Origin of the sequence: Streptomyces sp. NPDC019937 (assembly GCF_040631655.1) — a bacterium.
GTDB lineage: Bacteria > Actinomycetota > Actinomycetes > Streptomycetales > Streptomycetaceae > Streptomyces.
In genome coordinates this window covers 17,712-44,330 of record NZ_JBEYAL010000044.1, presented here as the reverse complement: position 1 = coordinate 44,330, position 26,619 = coordinate 17,712, and the positions used below count along the sequence as shown (strand labels likewise).

Genomic DNA, 26,619 nt, shown 5'->3' with positions numbered 1-26,619 from the left:
CTGCCAGGTTGCGGTCCTAGCGTCCCCTGCCATGACCGAACCCCAGAAGAACACTCCCGTCACCGCACGGGACATGACGAGGCGCCGGGTCGTCGTGGCGGGCGGCGCCGCGGTCGCGGCAGCCGGTTTGGGCACCGCCGTCGCCACCGCCGCATCCGCCGACGGCTCGTCCTCCGCCGCCTCCCCCTCGGCGTCGGCCTCCTCCCCGTCCCGGGAGGTCTGCTACCGGCTCACCTCGGAGACCACCGAGGGCCCGTACTACATCGACGCCGACAAGATCAGAAAGAACATCACGGAGGGCAAGGAGGGCATCCCGATGACCCTCCGGCTCAAGGTCATCGACTCCGAGACGTGTAAACCCCTCGCCCAAGCGGCCGTCGACATCTGGCACTGCGACGCGCTCGGGCTGTACTCCGGCTACGAGGACTCCAGCACCGGCGGCGGCACCCCGCCCACCGGCGCCCCGCCCACCGGCACGCCGACGGGCACGCCGACCGGAAGGCCGCCCGGCGGCGGGGGCGGCCACCAGGACCCGACCGACGACAAGCGGTACCTGCGCGGTACCCAGCTCACCGACCGGCACGGGTTCGTCGAGTTCACCACCGTCTTCCCCGGCTGGTACCGGGGCCGGTGCGTGCACATCCACACCAAGGTGCACGTGGGCGGCAAGCTGACCGACTCCGGCTACGAGGGCGGCCACGCCTGCCACACCGGGCAGCTCTTCTTCGCCGAGGAGGCCGTGCTCGCCTCCGCCGAGGTCGCGCCGTACAGCACCAGCACCACCCCGCGCACCACCCTCGACGAGGACGGCATCTACCCCGGCAACGGGGCCGAGGGCGGTCTGCTGCGGCTCCAGTACCGCAAGGGGAAGATCGCCAAGGGGGTCGTCGGCTCGCTGACCCTCGGGGTCGACCCCGACGCGACGAACGACGGCACCGGTATGTGACGGCGGCCCCCGGGGAGCCGTGGGGGCTCTCCGGGGACTTCCGGCTCTCCGCGTTGATCGGCCGCTCAGCGCGGGAACAGGTCGTCAGCGCGGGAACAGGTCGGTCAGCCGCCGGTCCACGCCGCACGGCTCGCCCCGCTCCGCGCGGGCGACCCGGTGCACCGCGCGCAGCAGCCGCCGGGGCGTGGTGCGGTGCTGCCACAGCACCGCCCGCACCCCGTACTCCATCACCGTCAGCAGCTCCGTCTCGCGCAGCTCGCCCGCGACCAGCACCACCCGCTGCAGCCCTCCCCGCACCAGGCGGCGCAGCTCGGCCCCGGCGCGGGCGTCGAGGCGTTCGGCGAGCATGACGGCCACCGTGCCGGTCGGGCGCGTCAGCTCGACGCTGGGCTGCTGATCCAGATGACGGACGACCCCGGCCCGCGCGAGCGGATCGGGGCCGTGGACCGACACCGTGACACATGGGTCCGGCACTGGGTTTTCCTCGACTTCCCGGTGGATGGTGCTCCACAGGGTCATCGAGCGGGCTAAACATCCGGTTGCCGAACGATCGACGCGACCGCCCGGCCCGTTTCCCCTACTTCGCCTTGGGCTCCGTGGGCTCCTGGGCCGCCACCGGCTCCTCCGTGCCGCCGAAGCGCTCCCGGTAGGACTCCAGGTCCTCCTCGGTGATCTTCGCGAAGAGCACCGGCGGCACCGTGAAGCCCGTGCCCGCCGGGACCGCGGCCAGCGCCCGGGCCTCCTCCTGGCCGACCCACCGCGCGGTGTCCCCCTCCAGCGCGAACGCCGACCGCATGGCCGCCGCCGACGCCGGGATGAACGGCTCCGAGACGATCGCGTACAGGTGGATCAGGTTCATCGCCGTACGGAGCGTAAGCGCCGCCGCCTCCGGGTCGGCCTTGATCTCCAGCCAGGGGGCCTTCTCCTCCAGGTAGGAGTTGCCCGCGCTCCACAGCGCGCGCAGCGCTGCCGCCGCCTTGCGGAACTGGAGCGTGTCCATGTGCTCCTCGTACTCCGCCAGCAGCCGCGCGATCTCCTCGCCCAGGCGCTCCTCCGCCTCCCCGGCGGCCTTACCGGCCGGGACCTCGTCGCCGAACCGCTTGCGGGAGAACGACAGCACCCGGTTGACGAAGTTGCCGAGGGTGTCCGCCAGGTCCTTGTTGACCGTGGCGGTGAAGTGCTCCCAGGTGAACGACGTGTCGTCGGACTCGGGCGCGTTCGCCATCAGGAAGTAGCGCCAGTAGTCGGCGGGCAGCACCTCCAGCGCGGCGTCCGTGAACACCCCGCGCTTCTGCGACGTGGAGAACTTGCCGCCGTAGTACGTCAGCCAGTTGAACGCCTTGACGAAGTCGACCTTCTTCCAGGCGTCCCGGGTGCCGAGCAGCGTGGCCGGGAACATCACCGTGTGGAACGGGACGTTGTCCTTCGCCATGAACTCGGTGTAGCGCACGCTCGTGTCCACGTCGTACCACCACGACTTCCAGTCGCGGTTCTCCGGGTCCTGGTCCGCCCACTCCTTCGTCGCGCCGATGTACTCGATCGGGGCGTCGAACCACACGTAGAAGACCTTGCCCTCGGCCGCCAGCTCCGGCCAGGTGTCCGCCGGGACCGGAACGCCCCAGTCCAGGTCGCGGGTGATCGCGCGGTCCTGCAGCCCCTCCGTCAGCCACTTGCGGGCGATGGAGGAGGCGAGCGTCGGCCAGTGCTTCCCGTGCTCCTCGACCCAGGCCCCGACCTCCTCGGCCAGCTTCGACTGCAGCAGGAACAGGTGCTTGGTCTCCCGGATCTCCAGATCGCTGCTGCCGCTGATCGCGGAGCGGGCGTCGATCAGATCGGTCGGGTCCAGCACCCGGGTGCAGTTCTCGCACTGGTCGCCGCGGGCCTTGTCGTAACCGCAGTGCGGGCAGGTGCCCTCGATGTAGCGGTCGGGCAGGAACCGGCCGTCGGCGTTGGAGTACACCTGCCGGATCGACCGCTCCTCGATGAAGCCGTGTCCCTTCAGCTCGCGCGCGATCCGCTGGGTGATCTCGACGTTCTGCGCGGAGGAGCTGCGGCCGAAGTAGTCGAAGGCCAGGCCGAAGCCGTCGTAGATCGCCTTCTGCGCGTCGTGCTGCTGCGCGCAGAACACGTCCACCGGCAGCCCCGCCTCCTTGGCGGCCAGCTCGGCCGGGGTGCCGTGCTCGTCCGTGGCGCAGATGTACAGCACGTCGTGGCCGCGCTGCCGCATATAGCGGGAATAGACATCGGCCGGGAGCATGGACCCCACCATGTTGCCCAGGTGCTTGATCCCGTTGATGTAGGGAAGGGCGCTGGTGATGAGGTGTCGAGCCATTACAGGCTGCTCCCAAGTCGGTACGGTGGGTGACGTCGGGCCCGCCGGGCGGATGGCAGCCGCCGTACGAGCCGCCCATATCGTATCCGAGCGGCGAGGGCCACCCGCCCGGCGTTTCGCCGTACGGATGGCCCTCCCCGGTTACTGATGCCCTACGCGAGGACGCCCGCGGCCCGGGCCTGCTCCAGCCACCCCGGGAACGCCTTCAGCAGCTCCTCGTACACCTCCGCGTCGGAGAGCGACCGGGGGTCGAGACCGGCGTGGAAGAACGCCGCGTTGTCCAGCGCCCGCTTCTCCGGCACGGCGAGGGCCGGGGAGGTGCCGAGCTTACGGAGGAAGTCGAACCCCTTGGCCTCCGGATCGCCGAACCCGACGAACTGCCAGAACAGCGGCAGCCCCGCCGCCTCGCACAGCGCCTTCTCCGCCGCCGCCTTGCCGGTGGGCGCGCCGTCCGTCTGGAACAGCACCAGCGCCGGGGCGGTCGTGCCGGACGCCTTGTAGTGGTCGATCACCGCTTCGATCGCCCGGTGGTAGTTCGTCCGCCCCATGTGCCCGAGCGAGGCGTGCAGCTCCTCGACCCGGCCCTGGTAGTCGCCCAGGCCGATCTCGGCGGTGCCGTCGATGTCCGTCGAGAAGAACACGATGGGCAGGGTGCCGCTGTCGCCGACGCTCGCGGAGAGCGCGAGCGCCTGCTCGGCGAAGTGCTGGACGGTGCCGTCCTTGTAGTAGTTCCGCATCGAGCCGGAGCGGTCGAGCACGAGGTAGACGACGGCGCGGGTGCCGGTGAGCTCGTGCCCCGCGAGCACGTCCCCCGCGGCCGCCCCCATCCCGGCCAGCTCGCCGAGCCCCGCGCTCGCCGCCACGGGCTCGTCGTCGGCCTCGGTCTTCGCCGCCGGGGCGGGCTTGTCGTCGGCGGCCGCTGCTGCCTCCGGCTCGGGCGTCGAGGCGTCGGCCTCGGCCTCGGTCATGGTGACGGCCACCGGGGCCTCGGCGGTGTCCGGGGCGGCGGGGGCCGTGGGCTCGGGCTCGGGTTCGGCGGTGGTGTCGTCCGCGGCGGCGGGCGTCTCGGCCTGCTCGGGCTGGGCGTCTTCTGCCGCGGGCTCGTCGTCGGCCTCGGTCTTCGCCGCCGGGGCGGGCTTGTCGTCGGCGGCCGCTGCTGCCTCCGGCGCGGGCGTCGAGGCGTCGGCCTCGGCCTCGGTCATGGTCGCGGCCACCGAGGCCTCGGCGGCCGTCGGCTCCGGCTCCGGCGCGGTGTCGGTCGTGACGTCGGCCGGGGTGGCGGATTCGGCCTCGGCGGCCACGGCCGCCTCGGGCTCGGGCTTCGCTTCCGGGGCGGCGTCGGTCGGCTCCGGCTTCGCCTTCGCCGCAGGGGTCTCGGCCGTCGGTTCGGCCTGCGCGGGCGCCTCTTCGGCCTTCGCCGCAGGGGTCTCGGCCGTCGGTTCGGCCTGCGCGGGCGCCTCTTCGGCCTTCGCCGCAGGGGTCTCGGCCGTCGGCTCGACCGTCGCGGGCGCCTCTTCGGCCTTCGCCTCCGGCTCGCTCTCGGCTACCGCCTCCGCCTTGGCGTCGTCCGCCGGGGCGTCCTCGGCGGCCGGGGCCGCCACCGGCTCCGGGGCGGTGTCGGTCGTGACGTCGGCCGGGGTGGCGGTCTGGTCCCCGACGGGCGTGACCACCTCCGGCTCGGGCGCGGCTTCGTCCTTCGCGGCGGACGTCTCCGCCTGATCCGCCTGCTCCGGCTCGGCGTCCGCCGCCTGGGCGGGCTTGTCCTCCGTGGTGACGGTCGGTTCGGCGGGGGTGCCCAGGATCTCGTCCAGGGTCTTCAGGGGCTCGCCCAGCGCCGGGTCGTGCCGGGGTTCTTCGGGGGCCGGGGCAGGAGCCGGGTCCGGAGCGGGGTCGGGCTTCGGGTCGGGAGCCGATTCAGCCGGGTCGGGGGCCGACTCGGGCTGGGGGGTCGGGACAACTGCCGCCTCCGGCGCAGCGGAATCGTCCACCCGGGTTGTTCGGGAGCGTCCGAATACTTTGCGCAGTAGGTCCCGTATGCCCATGGGAGATACCTCTCACGTGTTCGAGTGCGGTGCATGTCGTCGCATGACCGTGGTGCCGAAAGGCTAGCGGGCCGACCGGCTGGTTCCGGCCGTCGATTCCGGTCGCCGGTCGTTCACCCCCGGTTCACGACGTGGTCGTCGCCATGCGGTTCTACACGCCTAGCTTCGCGGCCAATGGATTCCGACGTCATGTCGGCGGGGGCTGCCCGGATGTGACGTCCTACGGAGGGGAAGTCGTGCCCAAGCTCCTGCCGCTCATCAGCTCGCATCCGGGCGGTCGTTCCGCGCTGACCTGCCGGTACCGCTGTGGCGACGCGTGTCTCCATGAGACCCCGAACACGAGTGGAAACGCCTACGTGGGGGACCTGATCGCGGGCGCCGTGTCGCGCCGTTCCCTGTTGCGGGCGAGCGCCGTGGTGACCGTGGCGGCCGCCACCGGGACGGCGGCCGCGGTGGGGCAGGCGTCTCCGGCCGCCGCCGCCGCGTCCGGTGACGCGGCCAAGGCCGGCAAGCCCGCCCGTGGGCTGCGGTTTTCGCCGGTCGCGCCGAACACGAAGGACGCGGTGGTCGTCCCCGAGGGACATGACCAGAACCTTGTCATCCGCTGGGGCGACCCGATCCTGCGCGGCGCGCCCGCCTTCGACCCGGACAACCAGTCGGCGAAGGCGCAGGCGGGCCAGTTCGGCTACAACAACGACTACATGGCCGTGCTGGACGTACCGCACGAGCGTGACCGGCAGCTGCTGGTGGTCAACCACGAGTACACCGACGAGGTGTTGATGTTCGCGGGGTACGACGCGGACAACCCCACCCGCGAGCAGGCCGAGATCGGCTGGGCGGCGCACGGCCTGTCGGTGGTCGTGGCGGAGGAGCACCGGGAGGCCGGCAAGCTGACGGCCGTACCCAGGCACCGCCTCAACCGGCGGATCACGGCCACGACGCCGTTCGAGGTGACGGGCCCGGCGGCGGGCAGCAAGCTGCTGCGGACGTCGGCGGACCCGTCCGGCAAGCGCGTCCTGGGCACGCTGAACAACTGCGGCGGCGGCATCACCCCGTGGGGCACCGTGCTGTCGGGCGAGGAGAACGTCAACCAGTACTTCGCAAACGGCGGCTCGGTGACCGACCCGACGGCCGCCGCCCGGCTCAAGCGGTACGGGATCACCGGTGCGGCGTCCGAGCGCAAGTGGGAGCGTTTCGACGACCGTTTCGACGTGGCGAAGGAGCCCAACGAGCCCAACCGGTTCGGCTGGGTGATCGAGGTGGACCCGTTCGACCCGGAGTCCACCCCGCGCAAGCTGACCGCGCTGGGCCGCTTCAAGCACGAGGCCGCCGAGCCGCGGCTGACGACCGACGGCCGCCCGGTCCTGTACATGGGCGACGACGAGAAGTTCGACTACTTCTACAAGTTCGTGTCGTCCAAGCGCATGATGAAGGGCGGCAGCCGCACCGCCCGCGAGCACAACCGCACGCTGCTGGACGAGGGCACGCTGTACGTCGCCAAGTTCACCGGCGACAGCCCGGCCTCGCAGATCGACGGCTCCGGGAAGCTGCCGGACGACGGTGAGTTCGACGGCTCCGGCGAGTGGATCCCGCTGGCCACCGGCGACACCTCGCATGTGGAGGGGATGACGGCCGAGGAGGTGTACGTCTTCACGCGGCTCGCCGCAGACAAGGTGGGCGCGACGAAGATGGACCGCCCCGAGGACGTCGAGCCGAGCCCGCGCACCGGCCGGGTGTACATCGCGCTGACCAACAACACCGACCGCGGCAAGGACGGCAAGGCCCCGGTCGACGAGGCCAATCCCCGCAAGAGCAACAAGCACGGCCAGATCCTGGAGCTGACCGAGCGCCTCAACAACCCGGGCTCCACCCGCTTCAACTGGCGGCTGTTCCTGGTGTGCGGCGACCCGGAGGACCCCAGCACCTACTTCGGCGGCTTCCCGAAGGACCAGGTCAGCCCGATCTCCTGCCCGGACAACCTCACCTTCGACGCGTTCGGCAACCTGTGGATCTCCACCGACGGCAACGCCCTGGGCAACCACGACGGGCTGTTCGGGGTGGCGACGGCGGGCGGCCGGCGCGGTGAGGTGCGGCAGTTCCTGACCGTCCCGAACGGCGCCGAGACCTGCGGGCCGATCGTGCAGGACCGGCGGGTGCTGGTGGCGGTGCAGCATCCGGGCGAGCTGGACGGGGCGAGCGTGGAGAAGCCCGCGTCGACGTGGCCGGAGGGCCCGGGCACGCTGGTCCGCCCGGCGGTGGTCAGCGTGTGGCGGCGCGACGGCGGCGATATCGGCGCGTAACGGCCCGCCCCCCGTTCAGAGCCGCGACAGCCGCCGTCGCGCGGTGCGCAGCGAACGACCCCTGGTGTCCGCGTGGGCCCAGGGGTCGTCCCGTAGCCGCTCCTCGAAGGTGCGCAAGCTCCAGCGGTCCGGGGCCAGCGCGGGGTCGTCCAGTTCCGTGGCGTCGATCGGCGCGGCGACGGGGGCGCCGGGGCGGGCGCGCACGGCGTACGGGGCGACCGCGGTCTGCGCGTAGGCGTTGCGCTGGATGTCGAGGTAGAGCCGGCCGCCGCGCTGGTCCTTGCGCATCTCGGTGGTGAGCCGGTCGGGGTGGCGGGCGGCGAGCGTGTCGGCGGCGTCGCGGGCGAAGGCCCGTACGGTGTCGAAGTCGGCGCGCCGGTCGAGGGGGACGACGACGTGCAGCCCGCGCGAACCGGTGGTCATCAGCAGTCCGGGCAGCCCCAGTTCACCGAGCAGTCCGCACATCCGCCGGGCCGCCCACCGCACTTCCTCGAAGGCGGAACCCTTCCCGTCCGGCGGGTCGAGGTCGAAGACGAGCCGGTCGGGGTGGTCGGGCCGGTCGGCGCGGGAGAGCCAGCGGTGCGGGGTGACGCACGCCTGCCCGGCGAGGTGGAGCAGGGTGGCGGTGTCGTCGCACACCGGGTGGGTGACCTTGCCGCCCTCCTTGGGGAGAACGGCCCGGCGCACCCATTCCGGAAAGTAGTCGGGGGCATTCTTCTGCATGAGCGGCTTGCCGCCGATTCCGTCCGGGTGGCGTTCCATCATCAGCGGGCGGTCGCGCAACTGCGGGACCATGAGCCGGGAGACCGCACGATAGTGATCGACGAGATCCGATTTGGTGATTCCGTCGCCAGGGAAGAGCACCTTTTCCGGGCGGCTGATCTCGACGGTGTGCCGACCGGCCCTGACCTTCCGCGCATCGGTGGGTATCTCGCTCATATCCGCCCGGGTTACCAGGGGGTGGCCGCGTAAACTCGGGCCCCTTGGCGGGAAGCGAGGGAAACGGGGAAACGGGGAGGAAAAGAATCATGACGAGGTCCGGACTGCTGGACAGTCCGCTCGCGCTCATGGACACCACCATGGACCAGCTCCGCACGCTGGTCGTCGTCCATGAGACGGGTACGGCGCTGGGCGCCGCCCGGGCGCTCGGGCGGGAGCAGGCCAGTGTGCAAAAGCAGCTCGACACCATGAACCGCAACTTCTCCGAGCTGTGCGGCGAGCCGCTGGTGCTCAAGCAGGGGCGCGGGAAGGACGTGCTGTTCACCGGCACCGGGTCGACCCTTGTCGCATTGGCCCGGGGAACGCTCGGCGACTGGCTGGACGGCATCCACAGTTCCCGTCGGCGCCTCGGTCGCAGTCTGATGGTCGGCACCACGCGTTTTACGCTCGGTTATCTCGCCGGCGCCCGGGAACGGGTCGCCGGGGAATTCCGGGAACGCGGGATCGACCTCAAGGTCGGTCATGTGCGGACCCGGGACGTCCTGACCAAACTCCGCGCCAAGGAAATCGATCTGGTGTGCGGAAGTGTGGTGACGGAATCCGGCGCGGAAACCTCCCGCGCACTCGACGCCTTCGACGTGATGGAGTGGCGGCGCAGCGCGGTGTCGCTGGTGACCAATCTGCCCGTGGACGAACTGCCCGGCCCGGCCGTCGAGCGCGGCGAACTGGCCTCGCTCCCGCTGGTGGTCTCGGCCGGCGGGGTGATGGCCGGGGTGCTGCACACCTGGTTCGGCCCCGGCCACCGCGACAGCCTGCGCATCGCCGCCGAGATCGACAACGTCAACTACGGTCTGGAGCTGCTGCGTTCCGGGGTGGTGCGCGGCTGCATGCTGGTCACCGAGGGCGTCGCGGAGGCCACGGGCGACCCGCAGGCGGCGTACGCGCGCGGGCTGCGCGCCGTCGGACTGGTCCATGACACCGGGCCGACGCTCGAAGTGCTGCTGGGCGCCTTCACCCGCCGGGGCGAGCGCGCGGGGTACGCCGACGACCATCCGCTCAACCTGCTGTGGAACGCCCTGGAGCGGGAGAAGGAGCGGTGGCGGCGCGAGCGGCACGGGCCCGGCGAGGGCCCGGCCCAGGACCCGTTCGAGCTGGCCACCGCGCAGGACCCGGACGAGGGCCTGCGTCAGGGGGCAGGACACTAGCCCGCGTGCAGGTCGAGGTCGACCAGCAGGGCCCGGTGGTCGGTGTCGCCCAGGTCCAGGAAGCGGGCGGTGCGCGGCCGCAGCGCGTCGCTGACCAGCACATGGTCGATCTGCGCGCCCAGCACCGGGGCCGTCGCGTTCGGCCAGCTCGGCGTCCGGGGCACACCGGCGGCCCGTGCGCTGTCCCGCATGCCGGTGTCCAGCAGGGCGCGGAACGCGGCGTGGTCCTGGGTCGCGTTGAAGTCGCCCGCGATCAGCGTGGGTCGCCCACCGCGCCCGGCCGCGTACGCGCGCAGCCGCCCCAGTTCGGTGCGCCAGACGCCCAGCTGCCCCGGCATCGGCGGCATCGGGTGCGCGACCTGGAGCCGTAGCGGCACGCCCCCGATCCGCGCGACCGCGCCCGGCATCGACAGCTCGCCGTCCACGCCCCGCTCCTTCGTCAGCGGATGGGCGCTGAGGATCGCCGAGCCTTCGGCGGGGCTGCCGGTGACGATGTCCCGGTACGGGTACGCCCTGCGGACGGCCGGCGAGCGCAGCGCGTCCGCGCACGTGTCGTCGCACTCCTGGACGGACACCACGTCCGGCCGCTCCCGGCGCAGTGCGGCCAGCAGCCCGTCCGTGGCCCGGCCGAACTCCAGGTTCGCGGTGAGCACCCGCAGCCGGGCCGCCACCGGGCCGTGCGGCGCGGGCGCCGGGCCGGGGTCGTACGGCTGGATGAACCAGCCGGTCACCGCGGCGGCCAGCAGCGCCCAGCCGCAGCCCAGCGGCCAGCGCGCGGCCACGCTGAGCAGCAGCCCCAGCAGCGCGGGGACCAGCAGCCAGGGCAGGAAGGCCAGCAGCTGCGGTACGGGCGTGACGCCGTCGGTGCCCACGGCCCGGCAGCCCAGCACGACGCTCACCACGGCCAGCGTCACCAGCGCGCACCAGGCCGCCACCCGGCGCGCCCGGCCCCCGCCGGGCAGCCGCACGAGGCGCCGGGCGGCTGCGGGGGCGGCGCGGTCCGTCGCGGCAGTCGTCTCCACGCGGGGCCTCTCGGTCGGAGTCGGTCGGGGCTAGGGGGTGTCTTGTCGATCGGGCCCGGCATGATCGGCGAGACACCGCCTATAAGGCGCGCACATTGTCCCCCGCCCGCCCGTGGCGCCCTGACGCGACGGGCGGCGGCTCACGGCCGTCGCAGCGCCAGCACCGTTTCGACCGTGTCCGCCTGGTCCGCCGGCTTGTCCTCCCGGTAGCGCAGCACGCGCGCGAAGCGCAGGGTGACCCCGGCCGGGTAGCGGGAGGAGCGCTGCAGGCCGTCGAAGGCCACCTCCACCACCAGCTCGGGCCGTACCCGCACCACCCAGCCGTCGTCGCTGACCGCGATCCCCAGCAGCGCGTCCGTCTGCCACTCCAGCAGCGCGTCGGTCAGCCCCTTGAAGGTCTTGCCGAGCATCAGGAACGTGCCGTCCGGCCGCCGGGCGCCCAGGTGGAGGTTGGACAGCTTGCCGGTGCGGCGGCCGTGTCCCCACTCGGCTGCCAGGACCACCAGGTCGAGCGTGTGCACCGGCTTGACCTTCAGCCAGGACGCTCCGCGCCGCCCCGCGCCGTACGGGGCCTCAAGGCCCTTGACGAGCACGCCCTCGTGGCCCCTGGCCAGCACGTCGGCGGCGAAGGCGCGGGCCTCCCGGCGCCGCTCCGGGTCCGCCGGGTCCTCGGCGACCAGCCGCCGCACCCGGCGGGGCGCGGGGGCCACCCGGGCCAGCTCGGTGTGGCGCTCACGGGTCGGCAGCGCGAGCAGATCGCGGTCGTCCACGGCGAGCAGGTCGAAGAAGACGGGGGACAGCGGCAGCGCGGCGGACGCCCCGGCGATGTCGAGCCGGGAGCCGACCCGGGCGGAGACCTCCTGGAACGGCCGGGGGCGCCCCGCCTCGTCCAGGGCGATCACCTCGCCGTCGAGGATGGCCCGCTCCACCGCGAGTTCGCGGGCCGCCGTCACGACCTCGGGCAGCCGGTCGGTGATCTCGTCCAGGGTGCGGGTGTAGACGCGGACGTCGTCCCCGTCCCGGTGCACCTGGACCCGGATGCCGTCCAGCTTCTCCTCGACCACGCACGGGCCGAGCCGGTCCATGGCCTCGTCCAGGTCCGCCGCGCTCTGCGCGAGCATCGGCAGCACCGGCCGCCCCACCTCCAGCCGGAAGTCGGCCAGCGCGGCCGGGCCGCGCGCGAGCAGCGCCTCGGCGACCGCGCCCAGCGAACCGCCGAGCATCACCGCCCGGCGCACCTCGGCGGGCGGCGCGCCGACCGCCTGCGCCAGCCCCTCCACGGCCAGCGCCTCCAGCGCGCCCTGGCGCAGCTCGCCGCCGATGAGCCCGAGCAGGAAGCGCTGCTCGTCCTCGGTGGCATCGGCCATCAGCGCGCCCACCAGCCGTTTGCGCTCCGCCCCGGCGCCGGTGCCGGACACGGCGGCGATGCGGCTCAGCGCGCGGTCCACGTCGAGGACGGCGAGCCGTGGCGCGGTGGCGGGCTCGCGCCGCTGCCGCAGGGTGGACCAGCCGACGCCGGTGCGGCGCTGGGGCAACTTCCCCGCGAGGTAGGTGATCACCACGGGGGCCTCGGCGGGTTCGGTGCGGCGGAACAGCCCGGCCAGGGCGGCGATCTTCTCCGAGCGGGCGGCGGTGGCCGCGACCTGGCGGGAGGTGCGTGCGACATCGGCCAGCAGCATGGCTCCAGCCTGCCTCCGCCGACGCCGTGCCGCACGCGATCCGTGCTAGACCGACGGGGGCATCGAGCTCGGCGCCACCGGCGGCCGGGCCGCCGATGACACCGCTCTGGCCGTCATCGGTCCTCGGGCCCCGGTCCGCGGCCCTCGTAGCCCGGTCCGCGGCCTTCGTAGCCCGGTCCGCGGCCCTCGTAGCCGGGCCCGCGGCCTTCGGGACCCGGCTCGCGGGCCTCGCGGGCGTCCGGACCGGCTCCGCGGCCTTCATAGCCCTGTCCGCGGCCTTCGTACTGGGCCTCGCGGCCCGCCCCGCGGCCCATGGACCCCGCGCCGGCCATCCCCGCCTCGTAGCCCTGGCCCCCGGTGCACAGGGCCCAGATGATGAACGCGTCGATGAGCAGCAGCGCCACCGCCCACAGCGGGGTGTACGGCAGCCACAGGAAGTTGGCGATCAGGGCGAGCCCCGCGATCACCACGCCCACGGCCCGGGCCCACATCGCGCCGGTGAACGTCGCCAGGCCGGCGACCACCAGGACGATGCCGAGGATCATGTGGATCCAGCCCCACCCGGTGAGGTTGTAACTGAAGATGTAGTTCGGGGTGGACACGAAGACCCTGTCGGTGCGTACGGCGGCGACGCCCTGGGCGAGGGTCATCAGACCGCCGAAAAGCATCATGACGGCCCCGAAGACGAGACGTCCGCTGACTCCGCCGTAGCTGCGGGGCGCGGTTCCCGGGTGGACTCCACCCGCGTGAGTGGCCATGTCGGGCTCCTTCGTCAGGCGCGACCGGCGACACGGTGGCCGCCGTTTCGCGGCAATTCGGGTGAATTGCCCTGTTGTCAGGTTTGCACAGTCCGCCGGGCTCGGCACCCCGCGCCCCCGTGGCTCCTCGCCCCGGCGTCCCGCACGCAAAGTCACCCCCTCTCGGCGCAAGGTGCTTTTGTGGGCATGGCGGGCAGAAGGGGCTCGCCTTCCGGGGCATCCCGGTGTAGATGTATCTCTATGGCCCGGTTTATGGGTCGATCGTGGGTTGCCCGCGTGTTCCCCGGTCGGCGCCCACGGAGTCGGCGGCGTGAGCGCCCTCTGGAGGCGGGACGGCGCACTCGGGTGTTGCGACACGTCCGCAGCGTCGCCGGCCAGGTCTTCGTCCTCCAGCTGATCATCGTGCTGCTGCTCGGCGCGGCGGCGACCGCCGCCCTGGTGCTCCAGGTGCGGCACGACGCCACCAACGAGGCCCGCGGCCGGTCCGTCGCCGTCGCCGAGTCCTTCGCCAACGCGCCGGGGATGGTCCGGGCCCTGCACAGCCGCGATCCGACCGCCGTGCTGCAGCCGAAGGCGGAGGCCGTCCGCAAGAAGACCGGGCTCGACTTCGTCGTCGTCATGAAGACCGACGGCATCCGGCTCACCCACCCCAACCCCAAGCGCATCGGACACCACTACATCGGCACCATCGGCCCCGCGCTGCACGGGCACCTCACCACCGGTACCGGCCCCGGCACCATGGGCGAGGCGATGGACGCGGTGGCGCCCATCTTCGACAGCCACCACAAGGTCGTCGGCGCGGTCGGCGCGGGCGTCACGATCAAGACGGTGAGCGGGCTCGCCGACCGCCAGCTGCCGCTGCTCATCGGCGCCGTCACCGCCTCGCTCGCCCTGGCCACCGGCGGCACCGCCCTGGTCACCAGGCGGCTGCGGCGCCAGACCCGGGGCCTGGACCCGGCCGAGATGACGCGGATGTACGAGCACCACGACGCGGTGCTGCACGCCGTGCGGGAGGGCGTGCTGATCGTCGACGGCGACGGGTGCCTGGTGCTCGCCAACGACGAGGCGTCCCGGCTGCTCGGCCTGCCGCCGCGCCCCGAGGGGCGCCCGGTCCACCTGCTGGGGCTGGACCCCGGGATCGCCGGTCTGCTGGTCTCCCGGCGCGTCGTCACCGACGAGGTGCTGGTGGCGGGCGACCGGCTGCTGGCGGTGAACAACCGGCCCACCGACCGCGACGGCGGCCCGCCCGGCAGCGTCACCACCCTGCGCGACTCCACCGAGCTGCGCGCCCTCTCGGGCCGCGCCGACGTGGCCCAGAAGCGGCTCAAGCTGCTGTACGACGCCAGCGTGGAGGTCGGCACCACGCTCGACGTGGGGCGCACCGCCGAGGAGCTGACGCGGGTGGCGGTGCCGCGGTTCGCCGATTTCGTCACGGTCGACCTGGTGGAGTCCGTATCGCGCGGGGAGGAGCCGTCCGCGGCCGGCGGCGCCCAGATGTGCCGGACGGCAGTCCACGGCTTCCGGCCCGACCACCCCTTCTACCCCGTCGGCAAGCGGTTCTCGTTCACCGACTCCGCGCCCCAGGCGCGGGGCATGGGCAGCGGGCGGCCGGTCGTCCAGGACGATCTGACCCGGGCGGACGGCTGGCATGCCCACGACCCCGCGCAGACGGCCAAGATCCTCGACTACGGCGTGCGGTCACTGGTCACCGTGCCGCTGCGGGCCCGCGGCGTGCTGCTCGGCGTGGTCAACTTCTGGCGGATGGCGGAGCGCGACACCTTCGAGGAGGAAGAGGTGACGCTCGCCGAGGAGCTGGCCTCCCACGCGGCGGTGTGCATCGACAACGCCCGCCGCTACACCCGCGAGCACACCATGGCGGTGACCCTCCAGCACAGCCTGCTGCCCCGCGCCGTGCCCCCGCAGAGCGCCCTGGACGTGGCCTTCCGCTATCTGCCCGCCGAGTCGGGCGTCGGCGGCGACTGGTTCGACGTCATCCCGCTGCCCGGTGCGCGGGTGGCGCTGGTGGTGGGCGACGTCGTCGGGCACGGGCTGCACGCGGCGGCCACGATGGGCCGGCTGCGGACGGCGGTGCACAACTTCTCCACCCTCGACCTGCCGCCCGACGAGATCCTGACCCATCTGGACGACCTGGTGGCCCGCATCGACCAGGACGAGAGCCCCCTCGGCCAGGACCTCCCCGGCGGCGGGGGCGAAGCGCTCACCGGCGCGACCGGCGCCACCTGCCTGTACGCGATCTACGACCCGGTGACGCGGCGCTGCACCATGGCCCGGGCCGGGCATCCGCCGCCCGCGGTGGTGAGCCCGGACGGCTCGGTGGAGTTCCCGGATCTGCCCGCCGGCCCCCCGCTGGGCCTGGGCGGGCTGCCGTTCGACATGGCCGAGCTGGAGCTGGCCGAGGGCAGCCATCTCGTCCTCTACACCGACGGGCTCATCGAGGACCGCCGCCGGGAGATCGACATCGGTCTGGAGATGCTGCGCGGCGCCCTGTCGCATCCGGGGCGGTCGCCCGAGGAGATCTGCACCGAAGTGCTCGACGCGATGCTGCCGACCCAGCCGGGCGACGACATCGCGCTGATCGCCGCCCGGACCCGGGTGCTGGGTCCGGGCCGGGTGGTGTCCTCGGACGTGCCGTCCGACCCCGCCGCGGTGGCCGGAGTGCGCGCCGGGGCGCTGCGGCAGCTGGAGGAGTGGGGCATGGAGGAGGTGGCGTTCACCGCCGAACTGGTCCTCAGCGAACTGATCACCAACGCCATCCGGCACGCCACCGGCCCGATCCGGCTGCAGCTGGTCCGCGACCGGGGTCTGATCTGCGAGGTGTCCGACACCAGCAGCACCTCACCGCATCTGCGGTACGCGGCGACGACCGACGAGGGCGGCCGCGGGCTGTTCCTGGTCGCCCAGTTCGCCGAGCGCTGGGGGACGCGCTACACGGCGGGCGGCAAGGTCATCTGGGCGGAACTGGCGCTGCCCGAACCGCCGGAGCCGCACGAGGTCCCGCCGGCGGATCGGTCCGCCCGGCCGCCGGTGGTGCCGGAGCCGTCCTGACCGGCTCCGGCACCCTGGGATACGTGACTTCGGATCAGAACCGTTCAGCTTTGGCGGGATCGGGCAACCTGCCGCCTCCGGCCGTGATGCTGACGGTCCGTCATGGTCCATGTGCCGAGCGCGGTCGTTCAAAATTCTCTGAGCAGTACTACCATGTGCCGCCCACGGCTTGATGTCCGCGTGGTCCACCCTCAACCCTCGAACGCGCCCATGAGGACCTGATAGATGTCAGCACATATATCCAGCCATCCCTACAAAGGGCCTGCCGTGACCCGGCAGGCCCTGGCCGTGCCCCTGCTGGCCGCGGTCGTCGCCGGCGGGGCGGGAGCGTGGGTGACGGCAGAGGTGCCCGAATCCCGGCGCGTCCTCGTCGCCGTCTTCTGCGCGCTGGTGGCCGTGGCTCTGGGCGTGGCCCTCGCGGTCGCCGCCCACCGGTCACGGACCATCGGCCGGCTCCAGTCCCGGATCGCGAGTCTGGAGGCCGCGGCCGCGCAGCACGCAGCGGAGGCCGCCCGGCTCGCTGACGAAACGATTCCCGCTGCGGTGAAGGGCCTGCGGGAGGGCGGCTCGGTGGACACCGTGCTGATGCGGGTGACCAAGCCCGGCGACCAGGCGCACGGCCGGATCCTGCGCAGGGTGGTGCAGGAGATCGGCACCGGTGAGCGCATGCGCGCCTCCGCGATGGCGGCCTGCGCCAACGCCGCGGGCCGGGTCCAGGCCCTGGCCACCAGCATGCTCGCGGACCTGCGCGAGATGGAGAACCGGCACGACGAGTCCGTCCTCGGCGACCTGCTGAAGCTCGACCACACCACCGCCCAGACGGGCCGCATCGCGGACAGCATCGCGGTCCTCACCGGCGCCCGCTCCGGGCGCCGCTGGACCAAGCCCATCGTGATGGAGTCCATCCTGCGCGGCGCGGTCGGCCGGATCAGCGCCTATCAGCGGGTCCGGGTCCACGCGGCCAGCAACGCGGCGGTCGCCGGTTACGCGGCCGAGGGCGTCATGCACGCCCTCGCCGAGCTGATGGACAACGCCACCAGCTTCTCGCCTCCCACCGAGGAGGTGCACGTGTACGTCGAGGAGACGCACACCGGCGTCGTGGTCACCATCGAGGACGGCGGCCTGGTCATGGGCCCCTCCGCGCTGGCCCGCGCCCAGAAGGCGGTCTCCTCGCAGACTCTCGACCTGACGACCCTGTCCGGCACCCGGCTCGGCCTCGCGGTCGTCGGCTGTCTGGCCCGTAAGCACGGGCTGACGGTCTCCTTCCGCCCGTCCGCCCGGGGAGGCACCGGCGTCGTGGTTCTGATCCCACAGCAGCTGATCACGCACATCAACCAGGACGCGGTGCCCGGGGCACCCGCGCGGAACCGCGCCGAGCCCGCCCGGCCGCGGACCGCCGCCGCTCCGGCGGCGCGGGCGACCGGCTCCCAGGCCGCCGCGAGCGCCGAGCCGGTGGCCGAGGCGCCCACGGCCCCTCCCGCCCCGGCGGCGGCCACGCCCTCCGCCCCGGCTCCCTCCGCACCGTCGGCCCCTTCCGCCCCGTCGCCCGCGACGGAGCCCTCCGGGCCCTCCGGCACGTCCGGCGGCCCCTCCGCCGACGACCCCGCGGAGCCGCGCGTCAACGGGCTGCCCCGGCGGCGCCGCGGCGAGACGCTCGCCGCCGCCACGCGGGCCACGCCCCGCCCCGCTCCCGACGCCAAGCCGAAGGCCCCGCGGACCGACGCCGGTGCCCGCTTCGGTGCCTTCCGCGACGCCACGCGCGGCGGCTGCCCCACCGGTGACACCCCCGGGCGTAACACCACGTCGGACGCGTCCGCAGAAGCCACCGGGCCCGCGCCGTCCGCGGAGCCCGCACAGTCCGCTGAGTCCGCTGAGAACGACCAGCCGTGATGATAGGAACGCCGATGAACACCACAGACCGCAGCTTGGACTGGCTGTTGGAGAACCTGCTGGAGAAGACGCCGGGGGCCCGGCACGCGCTGGTGCTGTCGCGGGACGGCCTCAAGCTGTGCCTCACGTCCGGTCTCTCCGTGGACCAGGCCGACCAGCTGGCGGCCATCGCCTCGGGCATCCAGAGCCTCTCCCACGGCGCGTCCATCGAGTTCGGGGACGGCAGCGGCGGCGTCCGGCAGTCCATGACGGAGTTCCACGGGGGAATTCTGTTCATCGTCGAGGCCGGCGAGGGCGCCCATCTGGCCGTCGTGGCGCACGACGAGGCCGACGTCGGCATCATCGGGCACAACATGAACGAGCTGGTCGAGCAGATCGGCGACCATCTGCGGGCGGCGCCCCGCACCTTCGCGAACGGCGGCCGTGGCGGCGGGGCGAACACATGATCCGAGGGCCGCTCGACAGCGAGGACCCTGACCGGCTGTACACCGTCACCGGTGGCCGCAGCCGCGCCGACGAGAGCGTGTTCGACATGGTCACGCTCATCGTCAGCGAATCCGATCCCACCCTCGGCATGCAGTCCGAGCACGTCAAGATCCTTCGGATGTGCCGGCGGCCCATGGCGGTGGTGGAGATCTCCTCGTACCTGGGACTGCCCGTCAGCGTGGTCAAGATCCTGCTCTGCGACCTGCTCGACATGGGCAAGATCACCGCACGCCACCCGCATGCCGCCCGCCCCGACAACGGAGGGCTGCCGGAGCCCGAAACGCTGAAGAAGGTGCTCGTTGCACTCCAGAACCTCTGACCGCCCCGACGTCCGGGCGCCGCTGCGGGCGAGCGCGAGCGACGGCCTCAAGATCGTGATCGTCGGCGGCTTCGGTGTGGGCAAGACGACGATGGTCCAGTCGGTGAGCGAGATCCGCCCGCTCAGCACCGAGGAGACGATGACCCAGGCGGGCGTCGGGATCGACGACGCCTCGTTCGTCCAGTCGAAGACGACCACCACGGTCGCCTTCGACTTCGGCCGCATCAGCCTGGACGAGGAGATGGTGCTCTATCTGTTCGGCGCGCCCGGGCAGGAACGTTTCTGGTTCCTGTGGGACCGGCTCTTCGCCGGGACCCTGGGCGCGGTCGTCCTGGTGGACACCAACCGGCTCGCCGACTCCTGGTACGCCATCGACCGGCTCGAATACCACGGGACGCCGTTCATCGTGGCCCGCAACAACTTCACCGAACCGCAGCACACCCTGGAGGAGGTCCGGGACGCGCTCGATCTGCCCCCGGACATCCCCGTGATCGACTGCGATGCCCGTGAGCGCGACTCCAGCAAGGCCGTCCTCGTCGCGCTCGCCCGCCACCTCTACTCCCTGTCCACCTCCTCCGCCGCCCGGGAGACCACCGCGTGACCACCCCGGACCCCATGCCCCCGCCCGAGGACCCCTTCGCCCCCGCCGCACCGCTCCAGGGCTGGCCGGAGCAGCCGGACGCGGTGCGGCTGGACATGGATCTGCTCCGCGCGGATCCGGACGAGCTGTACCGCAAGCTCCGCCGTGAGCACGGCCCTGTCGTCCCCGTGCTGCTCGAACCGGACATCCCCGTCTGGATGGTGCTCGGCTACCGGGAGCTGCTGCGGGTCACCACGGACCCCAACCTGTTCGCCCGCGACTCCCGCCGCTGGCACTCCTGGGACCGGGTCCCGCCCGACTGGGAGCTGATGACGTTCGTCGCCTACCGGCCGACGATGCTGTTCTCCGAGGGCGCCGATCATGAGCGCCGGTCCGAGGCGATCATCGACAGCATGGAGTCCGTGGAGCCGTTCGAACTGCGGGCGCAGTGCGAGCGGGTCGCGGACCAGCTGATCGACGTCTTCGCGGGCAGCGGCCGCGCCGATCTGATGGCCGAGTACGCCAGCCAGATCCCGCTGCGGGTGCTGAACCGCATGTACGGCCTGGACGACGATCCCGCGCTGACGCAGGAGACGGTCGACCTGGTCAGCGGGAAGGCGGGACCGGCCGCCTTCGACCGGCTGACCAACCGGATGGTGGCGCTGCTGGAGCACGCCCGGTCCAACCCCGCCGCGTCCAACATCGCCTCGGTCCTGGCGTTCCACCCGGCGGGCCTGACCGACGAGGAGATCATCAACGACCTCCTGGGCAACGTCTACGCGGCCCACCAGCCCACCACCGACCTGATCGGCAACGCGCTGCGGCTCATGCTCACCGACGAGCGGTTCGCGGTCACCATGTCCGGCGGGCGGCGCAGCGTGGGCCAGGCGCTCAACGAGGTGCTGTGGGAGGCCACCCCGGTCCCCAACTGGGTCGGCCGCTGGGCCTCGGAGGACACCATGTTCGCCGGGCGTCACATCCGGAAGGGCGACTGCCTGATGCTGGGCCTCGCCGCGGCCAACGCCGACCCCGACGTACGCCCGGACTTCCGCGCCGGGGCGTCCGGCAACCAGGCCCACATGTCCTTCAGCCACGGCACCCACGGCTGCCCCCAGGTCGCCCGCGAGCTGGCCGAGAACATCGCCATGGCCGCGATCGAGGTCCTGATCGACCGCCTCCCGGACGTGACCCTCGCGGTCGCCCCCGACGAACTGGAGTGGCGCTCGGCGCTGATGATGCGCGGCGTCTCGTCGATCCCGGTCGAATTCACCCCGGCCTTCGCCCGCTGACCGCTCCCGCCCCGGCGGCACACACCGCCGGGGCCGTCAGCGCGCCGGACCTTCCCTCCCCGCGTACGGAAGGTCCAGCACGCACTCCCTCGCGGCTCGCCCTTAATGCTCATGGGCGCGCGTTAAGCTGGGGGCGTCACCGTATCCGGACGTGGGCACGACACGCAATGGCGTACTGGCCGGTAGTGACTTGAAGTAGTGAAGATCTCGTGCGCCGGGGTTTGGGCGGGACATAGGGTCGGCCCGTTACCGACCCCATCCGCGGCACAGGAGACATGGCGGGCTCACCATCCATGAACGCGCGACCACCCCACGGCTCGGCGCGCCCCGGCGGGCGCACGGCACGCACGCGCGCCGCCGTGCTGGCCGCCGCCTACGAAGTGCTGGACGCCGACTCGTTCAGCGCCCTCACCCTCGACAAGCTCGCCCAGCGCTCCGGGGTGCACGTGTCGACCATCCGGCGGCGCTGGCGGACGGTGGAGGGGGTCGTCCTCGATCTGCTGGCCGAGCGCGCCGCCACGCTACCCACCCCCGACTCGGGCGACTTCCGGCGGGATCTGCACGAACTCGCCCAGAGCGTCGGCGACTTCAACAACGCGCTGCGCAATCGCAACGTCATCCAGGGGCTGGTGGCGGCCGCCGCCCACGACGCACGGGCCGAGGAGGTCGTCCGCGACACCTTCGTCGGCCGGATCGAGGAGCGGGCCCGGATCGTGCGGTACGCGATCGACCGGGGCGAGGTGCCCGCGGACACCGACGCCAAGGGCGTCATCGCCGCGCTGGTCGCGCCCTTCTACTACCGGGTGCTCATCCTGCGCGGCTCCATCGACGCCCGGCTGGTGCGCATCAGCGCCGAGGCGGCCTATGCGGCGGCGCGGGCGGGGGTGTTCCGGACCGGAGTGGACGAGGAGTGACGCCCCCGGCCCGTGGGCCGGGGGCGTCACCGGGTGTTCAGGAGCGGGCGCCGCGCTCCTTCAGCATGTCGGCCATCAACTGGATCTCCGACTGCTGGGCCCGCACCATCGTCGTGGCCAGCCGCTTCTCGGTCGGGTCCTGGACGAGCCGGACCGCGCCCTCCGCCATCTCGACACCGCCCTTGTGGTGGGCGGTCATCAGCTTCAGGTACAGCACCTCGGCCGCCTTGCCCTTGGCCTTGCGCAGCTCCTCCATCTCGGTGTTGGTGGCCATGCCCGGCATGAGCGAGCCGTCGTGCGGCTTGTATGCGTGGTCCATGCCCTTCATGCCGTCCATGGAGCCGTGCTTCATCCACGTCATCGGCGCATCCTCGGACGTCCGGTCCAGCCCCCACCGGTCCAGCCAGCCCTGCAGGATGCCGCGCTCGGTGGCCTGCGCGGTGAGGATGTCGAACGCCAGTCGCCGCACGTCCTCGTCGTCGGTGCGGTCGCGCACGATGAGCGACATCTCCACCGCCTGCTGGTGGTGGGTGGACATGTCGCGGGCGAAACCGGCCTCGGCGGAGGTGTCCTTCGGGGTGCCGGTGCCGGTCGTGCCCTCCGAGCGGTCGCTCATCAGCCACATCAGCCCCACCGCGACCAGCGTCAGCACCGCGAGGGCGGCGGTGATCCCGGCCACCAGCGGCTGCCGCGACGCACGGCCGACGGCGGTGGTCCCCTCCGTCACGACGACTTCCCGTTGGTGCAGTAGGCGTTCGGCTCGGGGGTCTGCTTGCCCTGGACGAACTTCTTGAAGAAGGCGGCCACCCGCGGGTCGGAAGCCTTCTGGATGTCCAGCTGGTTGCCCCAGGCGTTGAGGACGATCGGCGCGTCCTGGTCCTGGTAGGGGCTCATCAGCGAGTACGGGGTCTTTTCCACCCGGGCCTTGAGGGTGGCGATGTCCTCCTTGGACGCCTTGTCGCTGTACGTCACCCACACCGCGCCGTGCTCCAGCGAGTGCACCGCGTTCTCCTTGGTCAGCGGCTTGGTGTAGACGTCGCCCTGGCAGTTCTGCCAGACCTGGTTGTGGTTTCCGCCGACCGGCGGCGACATGGCGTACTTCACGGTGCCGCCCACATGGGTGCGGCCCAGGTTCTTCCAGGTCTTCATGCCCTTGAACTCACCGGTCTTCACGACCGAGGAGGTCACCTTCGCCGCCTTCTCCTCCTTGTCGTTGCCCGCTTCGACCAGGAAGAAGCCGCCGACGGCCAGAGCGGCGACGATCACCGTGCAGGAGGTGATGGTGATGATCCGGTACCTGCGCTCGCGTGCCTTCTCCGCGCGGCGCAGCTCTTCTATCTTCGCGCGGCGCTCGGCCGCGCCCTTCGTCTTCGATCCCTTGGAAGCCATGGCTGTCCAGTCCTCGCAGTTCTCGCACTGTCGCACTGAATGAGTGATGGGGTGGCGGAGGCCGGGGTTCGGCCTAGGTGCGGAGTACTTGGAGCTGATGGAGGCCGAGGGCGTGGACGACCGTGTCGGGCGGTGCCCGTACGGCGTCCCTGCCCCGCGGGGCCTCCGGCGGCCGGAAACCTGCGGGCGCGGGCGGCGGGACGGGAGCGGGGACCAGGGCGGGGTTCCCGCCGCGGGGACCCGCCACGCAGTCGTCGCTGCCGCCGTCCGGGGCTTTCGGGTGGTCCCCGGCGGCCGGGCCGCCGGGAGCGGTGTGGAACCGGGTGACGGGGTCGGCCGGGGCCGGTGGCGGCCATTCGAGCTGCGGCTCGGCCACGAGACGGTGCGGGCAGCCCGCCGACATCGGCGGGTGGTCACCGCCGGAGTGGAGGCACAGCGGCGCCACCCAGAGCAGCACGGCGAGGAGGGGGGCGACACGCCGGAGCGCGGAGCGCGCGGTGGCTCGCACCGCGCGCTTCCGTATGCCGTCGTCTCCGCCCCGCCCTCTGCCCATCGCGCCAGATCGTAACCAGTGGGCCTGCCGGGGCTGAACGGGTAGCACGGCAATCGCGTCAGTCGCGCGGCCGGTCGCGCGGTCGGGAGTGCGGTCAGTCGTGCCGGGGGAGGCCCGACAGGTCGTGGTCGGCGTGGCTCAGCGCCTCGGTCACCAGCCGGGCCAGATGCCCGTCCCGGAGGGCGTAGACGACCCGCCGGCCGTCCTTGCGCGAGGTGACGACCCCGGCCAGCCGCAGCTTCGCGAGGTGCTGGCTGACGGCCGGGCGGGCCGCCCCGCAGACGGCGGTCAGCGCCGTCACATCGGCCTCGCCCGAGGCGAGGGTGTGCAGCAGAGCCAGCCGGGTGCGGTCGGCGAGCAGGCCCAGCACCTCGGCGGCGCGGGCGAACTGCCCGGCGCTCGGGGTGCGCGGATGCGCATCGTGCGCATCTGATAGGTGCATGCGTGCGCTCATACGCACATAATGGTGTCCGGGGCGGACCGTGTCCAGTACGGGAACGCACGGCGAGGAAGGCGGAGGCCATGGACGACCGGCACGGGCACGACCACGAGCACCACCACGAGCACGCCCGTGGCCGCGGCGCCCGGTGGCGCCACCGGGCGGGCCATCTGCTGCGCCCCCACTCCCATGACACGGCCGACAAGGTGGACCGGGCCCTGGAGTCCTCCGCCCGCGGCCTGCGCGCCCTGTGGACCTCCCTCGCCATCCTCGGCGCGACGGCCGTCGCGCAAGCGGCCGTCGTGGTCGCCTCCGGGTCCGTCGCGCTGCTCGGCGACACCGTCCACAACGCCGCCGACGCCCTGACCGCCCTCCCGCTCGGCCTCGCCTTCCTGCTCGGCCGCCGCGCCGCCACCCGCCGCTTCACCTACGGGTACGGGCGGGCCGAGGACCTGGCCGGGATCGCGATCGTGCTCACCATCGCGGCCTCCGCCGCGTTCGCCGCCTGGACCGCCACGGACCGGCTGCTGCACCCGCGCGACATCGGGCAGCTGCCCGCCGTGGCCGCCGCGGCCGTGGTCGGCTTCATCGGCAACGAATGGGTGGCCCGCTACCGCATCCGGGTCGGCCGCGACATCGGCTCGGCCGCCCTCGTGGCCGACGGCCTGCACGCCCGTACCGACGGCTTCACCTCGCTGGCCGTCCTGGTGAGCGCGGCCGGTGCCGCTCTCGGCTGGCGCCTCGCCGACCCCCTCGTCGGCCTCGCCATCACCGCCGCGATCCTGCTGGTGCTGCGCGACGCCGCCCGCGAGGTGTTCCGCCGGGTGATGGACGCCGTCGACCCGGCCCTGACCGACGCCGCCGAGCGGGCCCTGCGGGCCGTACCGGGCGTACGGGACGTCGGCGAGCTGCGGCTGCGCTGGATCGGCCACCGGCTGCGCGCGGAGGTCGCGGTCGTGGTCGGCGGCGAGCTGAGCGTACGGGAGGCCCACCGGGTCGCGGTGGACGCCGAACACGCCCTGCTGCACGCGGTCCCCCGGCTGACGGCCGCCCTGATCCACGCCGACCCGGCCCCCACCGACCGAAGCCCCGACCCGCACGCCCCGCTGGCCCACCACGCGGCGTGAGCGGGGCGCCGCACCGGCTCAGACCGCGCTGACCGGGGCGATCAGTCCCGCGGTTGAGGCCGGGGGCACGGGGCCCACACGGGCGCTGACCAGGTCGCCGCGCTCCAGGAAGCCCGTACCGCTCAGGTCGACGTGGACGCGCAGCCCGTACGTGTCGTCGGGGTCCAGCTCGCCGGGGACCGTGACGCTGAACGGGATGTGGCCCGCCGGGCTCAGCGGCACATCGGTCTGCACCTGCGCCCCCACGACGGAGGCGGTCACATCGGGGCGGGACACGTTGCGCACCTCCACCACCACCCGTGCCGCCCGGACCGTGGGGGTGTCCGGGGGCAGGGACACGATGCCGCTCAGGACACTGCTCATGCGCGCCATTACATGTCACCCGCGCCCGTCGTGTAACGCGGTCGGGGGTCCCGTACGGCCATCCGGGTGGGGATGGGGCGGGGGCGCCGTAGGTCCCGATCCGGTCATGATCCGGTCATGATTGCGCTCCCCCGGGTGGCGCTGTCCGCCCGCGCCCGCAGAATCGGGGCGGAAGCTCACGGACCGCCGGCCGGGCGGAGAGTCGTCATGTCAGGACGACCGCGGCCGTGTGGACGGGGAGCGACCGCCAACGGGAGAACACGGATGAAGAGAATCGGCATCGTCGCCGTGGCCTCGGCCACGGCGCTGCTGGCCACGGGCGGCGTCGCCCACGCCGCGAACAGCGGGGTGGGCTGGAAGCTGGAGAGCGGCAGCCCGTACTACATCGAATCGCTGCGCCACCACTCCACATACACCCTGTCGTTCGTGACCAAGGCCGCCCGGGACCGGATCACGCCGTATCTGAGGATTCCGGTCGCCCAGCTGAACGCCATGCCGGAGGTCAAGGCCGCGGGCATCACCTTCAAGGTGTCCACCACGATCGAGGGCGGGACGAACCTCAAGAACAAGAAGTACTGCGCGGGGCCCCGCAACCACATCATGTTCACGCTGGCCCACCGCCCGCTGAACGGGCAGAAGGGCATGTCGCAGGCCAAGCCCTGCTACAACACCACCGACAACAGCGCCTGGGGCGGATACGTCCTGATGGACGACGAGTACTGGAACAGCGCGGGCAAGGAGAACGGCTGGTTCAGCGCCGACAAGGCCAAGAACACGGCCATGACCCGCAACGCGGTCACCCATGAGCTGGGCCACATGATGGGTCTCGACCACCCGGACCCCTCGTCCTTCGACCCGAAGGAGAACAAGCCGGTGATGACCTCGCCCAACGGCGGCTATCTGAACGCGGGCGGCGGGAAGTACACGGCAGCGGATCAGCGGGGCGTCAGGAAGCTCGTCTCCAACGGCGCCTGACCGCCG

At 72.7% G+C, this 26,619-nt stretch carries 24 protein-coding genes; 12 read left to right on the top strand and 12 right to left on the bottom strand.

What is annotated here, in order from left to right; translation table 11 throughout:
• Window positions 1–31: 31 nt before the first annotated feature.
• The gene (locus tag ABZ562_RS33795; protein WP_361487156.1) at window positions 32–946 is read left to right on the top strand and encodes an intradiol ring-cleavage dioxygenase; all 915 of its coding nucleotides are present in this window, start codon (window positions 32–34) and stop codon (window positions 944–946) included.
• Between the two features lie 84 nt (window positions 947–1,030).
• Here ABZ562_RS33795 and ABZ562_RS33790 read toward each other — a convergent pair whose 3' ends face one another.
• The 3 genes from ABZ562_RS33790 to ABZ562_RS33780 all read right to left on the bottom strand — a co-directional run bounded on the left by ABZ562_RS33790 (window position 1,031) and on the right by ABZ562_RS33780 (window position 5,266).
• Window positions 1,031–1,420, bottom strand: a complete 390-nt coding sequence (locus ABZ562_RS33790) for a DNA-binding response regulator (RefSeq protein ID WP_361487153.1) — start codon at window positions 1,418–1,420, stop codon at window positions 1,031–1,033.
• 103 nt (window positions 1,421–1,523) lie between these two features.
• Window positions 1,524–3,278, bottom strand: a complete 1,755-nt coding sequence (gene metG, locus ABZ562_RS33785; protein ID WP_361487151.1) for a methionine--tRNA ligase — start codon at window positions 3,276–3,278, stop codon at window positions 1,524–1,526.
• Between the two features lie 152 nt (window positions 3,279–3,430).
• Window positions 3,431–5,266 (bottom strand): VWA domain-containing protein, encoded by a 1,836-nt coding sequence (locus ABZ562_RS33780; protein ID WP_361487148.1) that lies wholly within the window; start codon window positions 5,264–5,266, stop codon window positions 3,431–3,433.
• Window positions 5,267–5,556: 290 nt separating this feature from the next.
• On the opposite strand from ABZ562_RS33780, the gene ABZ562_RS33775 reads away from it, so the two are divergent.
• Window positions 5,557–7,620 (top strand): PhoX family phosphatase, encoded by a 2,064-nt coding sequence (locus tag ABZ562_RS33775; RefSeq protein ID WP_361487147.1) that lies wholly within the window; start codon window positions 5,557–5,559, stop codon window positions 7,618–7,620.
• A 15-nt stretch (window positions 7,621–7,635) separates the two neighbouring features.
• Here the strand turns inward: ABZ562_RS33775 and ligD are convergent, their stop codons facing one another.
• On the bottom strand, window positions 7,636–8,559 hold the full coding sequence (gene ligD, locus ABZ562_RS33770; protein ID WP_361487144.1) for a non-homologous end-joining DNA ligase: 924 nt from the start codon (window positions 8,557–8,559) through the stop codon (window positions 7,636–7,638).
• 140 nt (window positions 8,560–8,699) lie between these two features.
• Between ligD and ABZ562_RS33765 the strand changes: the two genes are divergently transcribed.
• Window positions 8,700–9,764 (top strand): LysR family transcriptional regulator, encoded by a 1,065-nt coding sequence (locus ABZ562_RS33765; protein WP_361487203.1) that lies wholly within the window; start codon window positions 8,700–8,702, stop codon window positions 9,762–9,764.
• On the opposite strand, the gene ABZ562_RS33760 is transcribed toward ABZ562_RS33765, so the two are convergent.
• The 3 genes from ABZ562_RS33760 to ABZ562_RS33750 form a co-directional block, all read right to left on the bottom strand.
• Complete coding sequence (locus ABZ562_RS33760) at window positions 9,761–10,786, bottom strand: endonuclease/exonuclease/phosphatase family protein (RefSeq protein WP_361487141.1); 1,026 nt, start codon at window positions 10,784–10,786, stop codon at window positions 9,761–9,763. The genes ABZ562_RS33765 and ABZ562_RS33760 overlap by 4 nt on opposite strands.
• 140 nt (window positions 10,787–10,926) lie before the next feature.
• The gene (locus ABZ562_RS33755; protein ID WP_361487138.1) at window positions 10,927–12,465 is read right to left on the bottom strand and encodes an ATP-dependent DNA ligase; all 1,539 of its coding nucleotides are present in this window, start codon (window positions 12,463–12,465) and stop codon (window positions 10,927–10,929) included.
• 113 nt (window positions 12,466–12,578) lie between these two features.
• Window positions 12,579–13,223 carry a hypothetical protein gene (locus tag ABZ562_RS33750; RefSeq protein ID WP_361487135.1) on the bottom strand — a complete coding sequence of 215 codons (645 nt, stop codon included), beginning with the start codon at window positions 13,221–13,223 and terminating at the stop codon, window positions 12,579–12,581.
• Between the two features lie 276 nt (window positions 13,224–13,499).
• On the opposite strand from ABZ562_RS33750, the gene ABZ562_RS33745 reads away from it, so the two are divergent.
• From ABZ562_RS33745 to ABZ562_RS33715, 7 genes are all read left to right on the top strand, one after another.
• A complete protein-coding gene (locus tag ABZ562_RS33745; protein ID WP_361487132.1) occupies window positions 13,500–16,289 on the top strand; it encodes a SpoIIE family protein phosphatase in 2,790 nt (929 codons plus the stop codon).
• A gap of 225 nt (window positions 16,290–16,514) precedes the next feature.
• On the top strand, window positions 16,515–18,179 hold the full coding sequence (locus ABZ562_RS33740) for an ATP-binding protein (RefSeq protein WP_361487129.1): 1,665 nt from the start codon (window positions 16,515–16,517) through the stop codon (window positions 18,177–18,179).
• Between the two features lie 14 nt (window positions 18,180–18,193).
• On the top strand, window positions 18,194–18,625 hold the full coding sequence (locus tag ABZ562_RS33735; protein ID WP_361487127.1) for a roadblock/LC7 domain-containing protein: 432 nt from the start codon (window positions 18,194–18,196) through the stop codon (window positions 18,623–18,625).
• The gene (locus ABZ562_RS33730; RefSeq protein WP_361487125.1) at window positions 18,622–18,984 is read left to right on the top strand and encodes a DUF742 domain-containing protein; all 363 of its coding nucleotides are present in this window, start codon (window positions 18,622–18,624) and stop codon (window positions 18,982–18,984) included. Before ABZ562_RS33735 ends, ABZ562_RS33730 begins: the two co-directional genes overlap by 4 nt.
• A complete protein-coding gene (locus ABZ562_RS33725) occupies window positions 18,965–19,585 on the top strand; it encodes an ATP/GTP-binding protein (RefSeq protein WP_361487123.1) in 621 nt (206 codons plus the stop codon). The genes ABZ562_RS33730 and ABZ562_RS33725 overlap by 20 nt, the downstream gene beginning before the upstream one ends.
• Complete coding sequence (locus tag ABZ562_RS33720) at window positions 19,582–20,853, top strand: cytochrome P450 (protein WP_361487120.1); 1,272 nt, start codon at window positions 19,582–19,584, stop codon at window positions 20,851–20,853. Before ABZ562_RS33725 ends, ABZ562_RS33720 begins: the two co-directional genes overlap by 4 nt.
• A gap of 275 nt (window positions 20,854–21,128) precedes the next feature.
• Complete coding sequence (locus ABZ562_RS33715; RefSeq protein WP_361487117.1) at window positions 21,129–21,767, top strand: TetR-like C-terminal domain-containing protein; 639 nt, start codon at window positions 21,129–21,131, stop codon at window positions 21,765–21,767.
• Between the two features lie 37 nt (window positions 21,768–21,804).
• Here ABZ562_RS33715 and ABZ562_RS33710 read toward each other — a convergent pair whose 3' ends face one another.
• From ABZ562_RS33710 to ABZ562_RS33695, 4 genes are all read right to left on the bottom strand, one after another.
• On the bottom strand, window positions 21,805–22,392 hold the full coding sequence (locus ABZ562_RS33710) for a DUF305 domain-containing protein (RefSeq protein WP_361487201.1): 588 nt from the start codon (window positions 22,390–22,392) through the stop codon (window positions 21,805–21,807).
• A 98-nt stretch (window positions 22,393–22,490) separates the two neighbouring features.
• Window positions 22,491–23,156 (bottom strand): DUF3105 domain-containing protein, encoded by a 666-nt coding sequence (locus ABZ562_RS33705; protein ID WP_361487114.1) that lies wholly within the window; start codon window positions 23,154–23,156, stop codon window positions 22,491–22,493.
• A 73-nt stretch (window positions 23,157–23,229) separates the two neighbouring features.
• On the bottom strand, window positions 23,230–23,709 hold the full coding sequence (locus ABZ562_RS33700) for a hypothetical protein (protein ID WP_361487111.1): 480 nt from the start codon (window positions 23,707–23,709) through the stop codon (window positions 23,230–23,232).
• A gap of 94 nt (window positions 23,710–23,803) precedes the next feature.
• On the bottom strand, window positions 23,804–24,163 hold the full coding sequence (locus ABZ562_RS33695; protein WP_361487108.1) for a metalloregulator ArsR/SmtB family transcription factor: 360 nt from the start codon (window positions 24,161–24,163) through the stop codon (window positions 23,804–23,806).
• 68 nt (window positions 24,164–24,231) lie between these two features.
• Here ABZ562_RS33695 and ABZ562_RS33690 point away from each other — a divergent pair, with 68 nt between their 5' ends.
• The gene (locus tag ABZ562_RS33690; protein ID WP_361487105.1) at window positions 24,232–25,275 is read left to right on the top strand and encodes a cation diffusion facilitator family transporter; all 1,044 of its coding nucleotides are present in this window, start codon (window positions 24,232–24,234) and stop codon (window positions 25,273–25,275) included.
• An 18-nt stretch (window positions 25,276–25,293) separates the two neighbouring features.
• On the opposite strand, the gene ABZ562_RS33685 is transcribed toward ABZ562_RS33690, so the two are convergent.
• A complete protein-coding gene (locus tag ABZ562_RS33685) occupies window positions 25,294–25,638 on the bottom strand; it encodes a hypothetical protein (RefSeq protein WP_361487103.1) in 345 nt (114 codons plus the stop codon).
• A gap of 264 nt (window positions 25,639–25,902) precedes the next feature.
• On the opposite strand from ABZ562_RS33685, the gene ABZ562_RS33680 reads away from it, so the two are divergent.
• Complete coding sequence (locus ABZ562_RS33680; RefSeq protein WP_361487100.1) at window positions 25,903–26,613, top strand: hypothetical protein; 711 nt, start codon at window positions 25,903–25,905, stop codon at window positions 26,611–26,613.
• Window positions 26,614–26,619 lie beyond the last annotated feature (6 nt).

What these genes read in the sequence shown, in the direction of transcription:
- ABZ562_RS33755 (WP_361487138.1), bottom strand. Translation starts at nt 12,465, where the DNA reads ATGCTGCTGGCCGATGTCGCACGCACCTCCCGCCAGGTCGCGGCCACC.
- ABZ562_RS33685 (WP_361487103.1), bottom strand. Translation starts at nt 25,638, where the DNA reads ATGAGCAGTGTCCTGAGCGGCATCGTGTCCCTGCCCCCGGACACCCCC.
- ABZ562_RS33715 (WP_361487117.1), top strand. Translation starts at nt 21,129, where the DNA reads ATGGCGGGCTCACCATCCATGAACGCGCGACCACCCCACGGCTCGGCG.
- ABZ562_RS33735 (WP_361487127.1), top strand. Translation starts at nt 18,194, where the DNA reads ATGAACACCACAGACCGCAGCTTGGACTGGCTGTTGGAGAACCTGCTG.
- ABZ562_RS33705 (WP_361487114.1), bottom strand. Translation starts at nt 23,156, where the DNA reads ATGGCTTCCAAGGGATCGAAGACGAAGGGCGCGGCCGAGCGCCGCGCG.
- ABZ562_RS33795 (WP_361487156.1), top strand. Translation starts at nt 32, where the DNA reads ATGACCGAACCCCAGAAGAACACTCCCGTCACCGCACGGGACATGACG.
- ABZ562_RS33750 (WP_361487135.1), bottom strand. Translation starts at nt 13,223, where the DNA reads ATGGCCACTCACGCGGGTGGAGTCCACCCGGGAACCGCGCCCCGCAGC.
- ABZ562_RS33710 (WP_361487201.1), bottom strand. Translation starts at nt 22,392, where the DNA reads ATGTGGCTGATGAGCGACCGCTCGGAGGGCACGACCGGCACCGGCACC.
- ABZ562_RS33680 (WP_361487100.1), top strand. Translation starts at nt 25,903, where the DNA reads ATGAAGAGAATCGGCATCGTCGCCGTGGCCTCGGCCACGGCGCTGCTG.
- ligD (WP_361487144.1), bottom strand. Translation starts at nt 8,559, where the DNA reads ATGAGCGAGATACCCACCGATGCGCGGAAGGTCAGGGCCGGTCGGCAC.
- ABZ562_RS33765 (WP_361487203.1), top strand. Translation starts at nt 8,700, where the DNA reads ATGGACCAGCTCCGCACGCTGGTCGTCGTCCATGAGACGGGTACGGCG.
- ABZ562_RS33740 (WP_361487129.1), top strand. Translation starts at nt 16,515, where the DNA reads ATGTCAGCACATATATCCAGCCATCCCTACAAAGGGCCTGCCGTGACC.
- ABZ562_RS33700 (WP_361487111.1), bottom strand. Translation starts at nt 23,709, where the DNA reads ATGGGCAGAGGGCGGGGCGGAGACGACGGCATACGGAAGCGCGCGGTG.
- ABZ562_RS33730 (WP_361487125.1), top strand. Translation starts at nt 18,622, where the DNA reads ATGATCCGAGGGCCGCTCGACAGCGAGGACCCTGACCGGCTGTACACC.
- ABZ562_RS33690 (WP_361487105.1), top strand. Translation starts at nt 24,232, where the DNA reads ATGGACGACCGGCACGGGCACGACCACGAGCACCACCACGAGCACGCC.
- ABZ562_RS33695 (WP_361487108.1), bottom strand. Translation starts at nt 24,163, where the DNA reads ATGAGCGCACGCATGCACCTATCAGATGCGCACGATGCGCATCCGCGC.
- metG (WP_361487151.1), bottom strand. Translation starts at nt 3,278, where the DNA reads ATGGCTCGACACCTCATCACCAGCGCCCTTCCCTACATCAACGGGATC.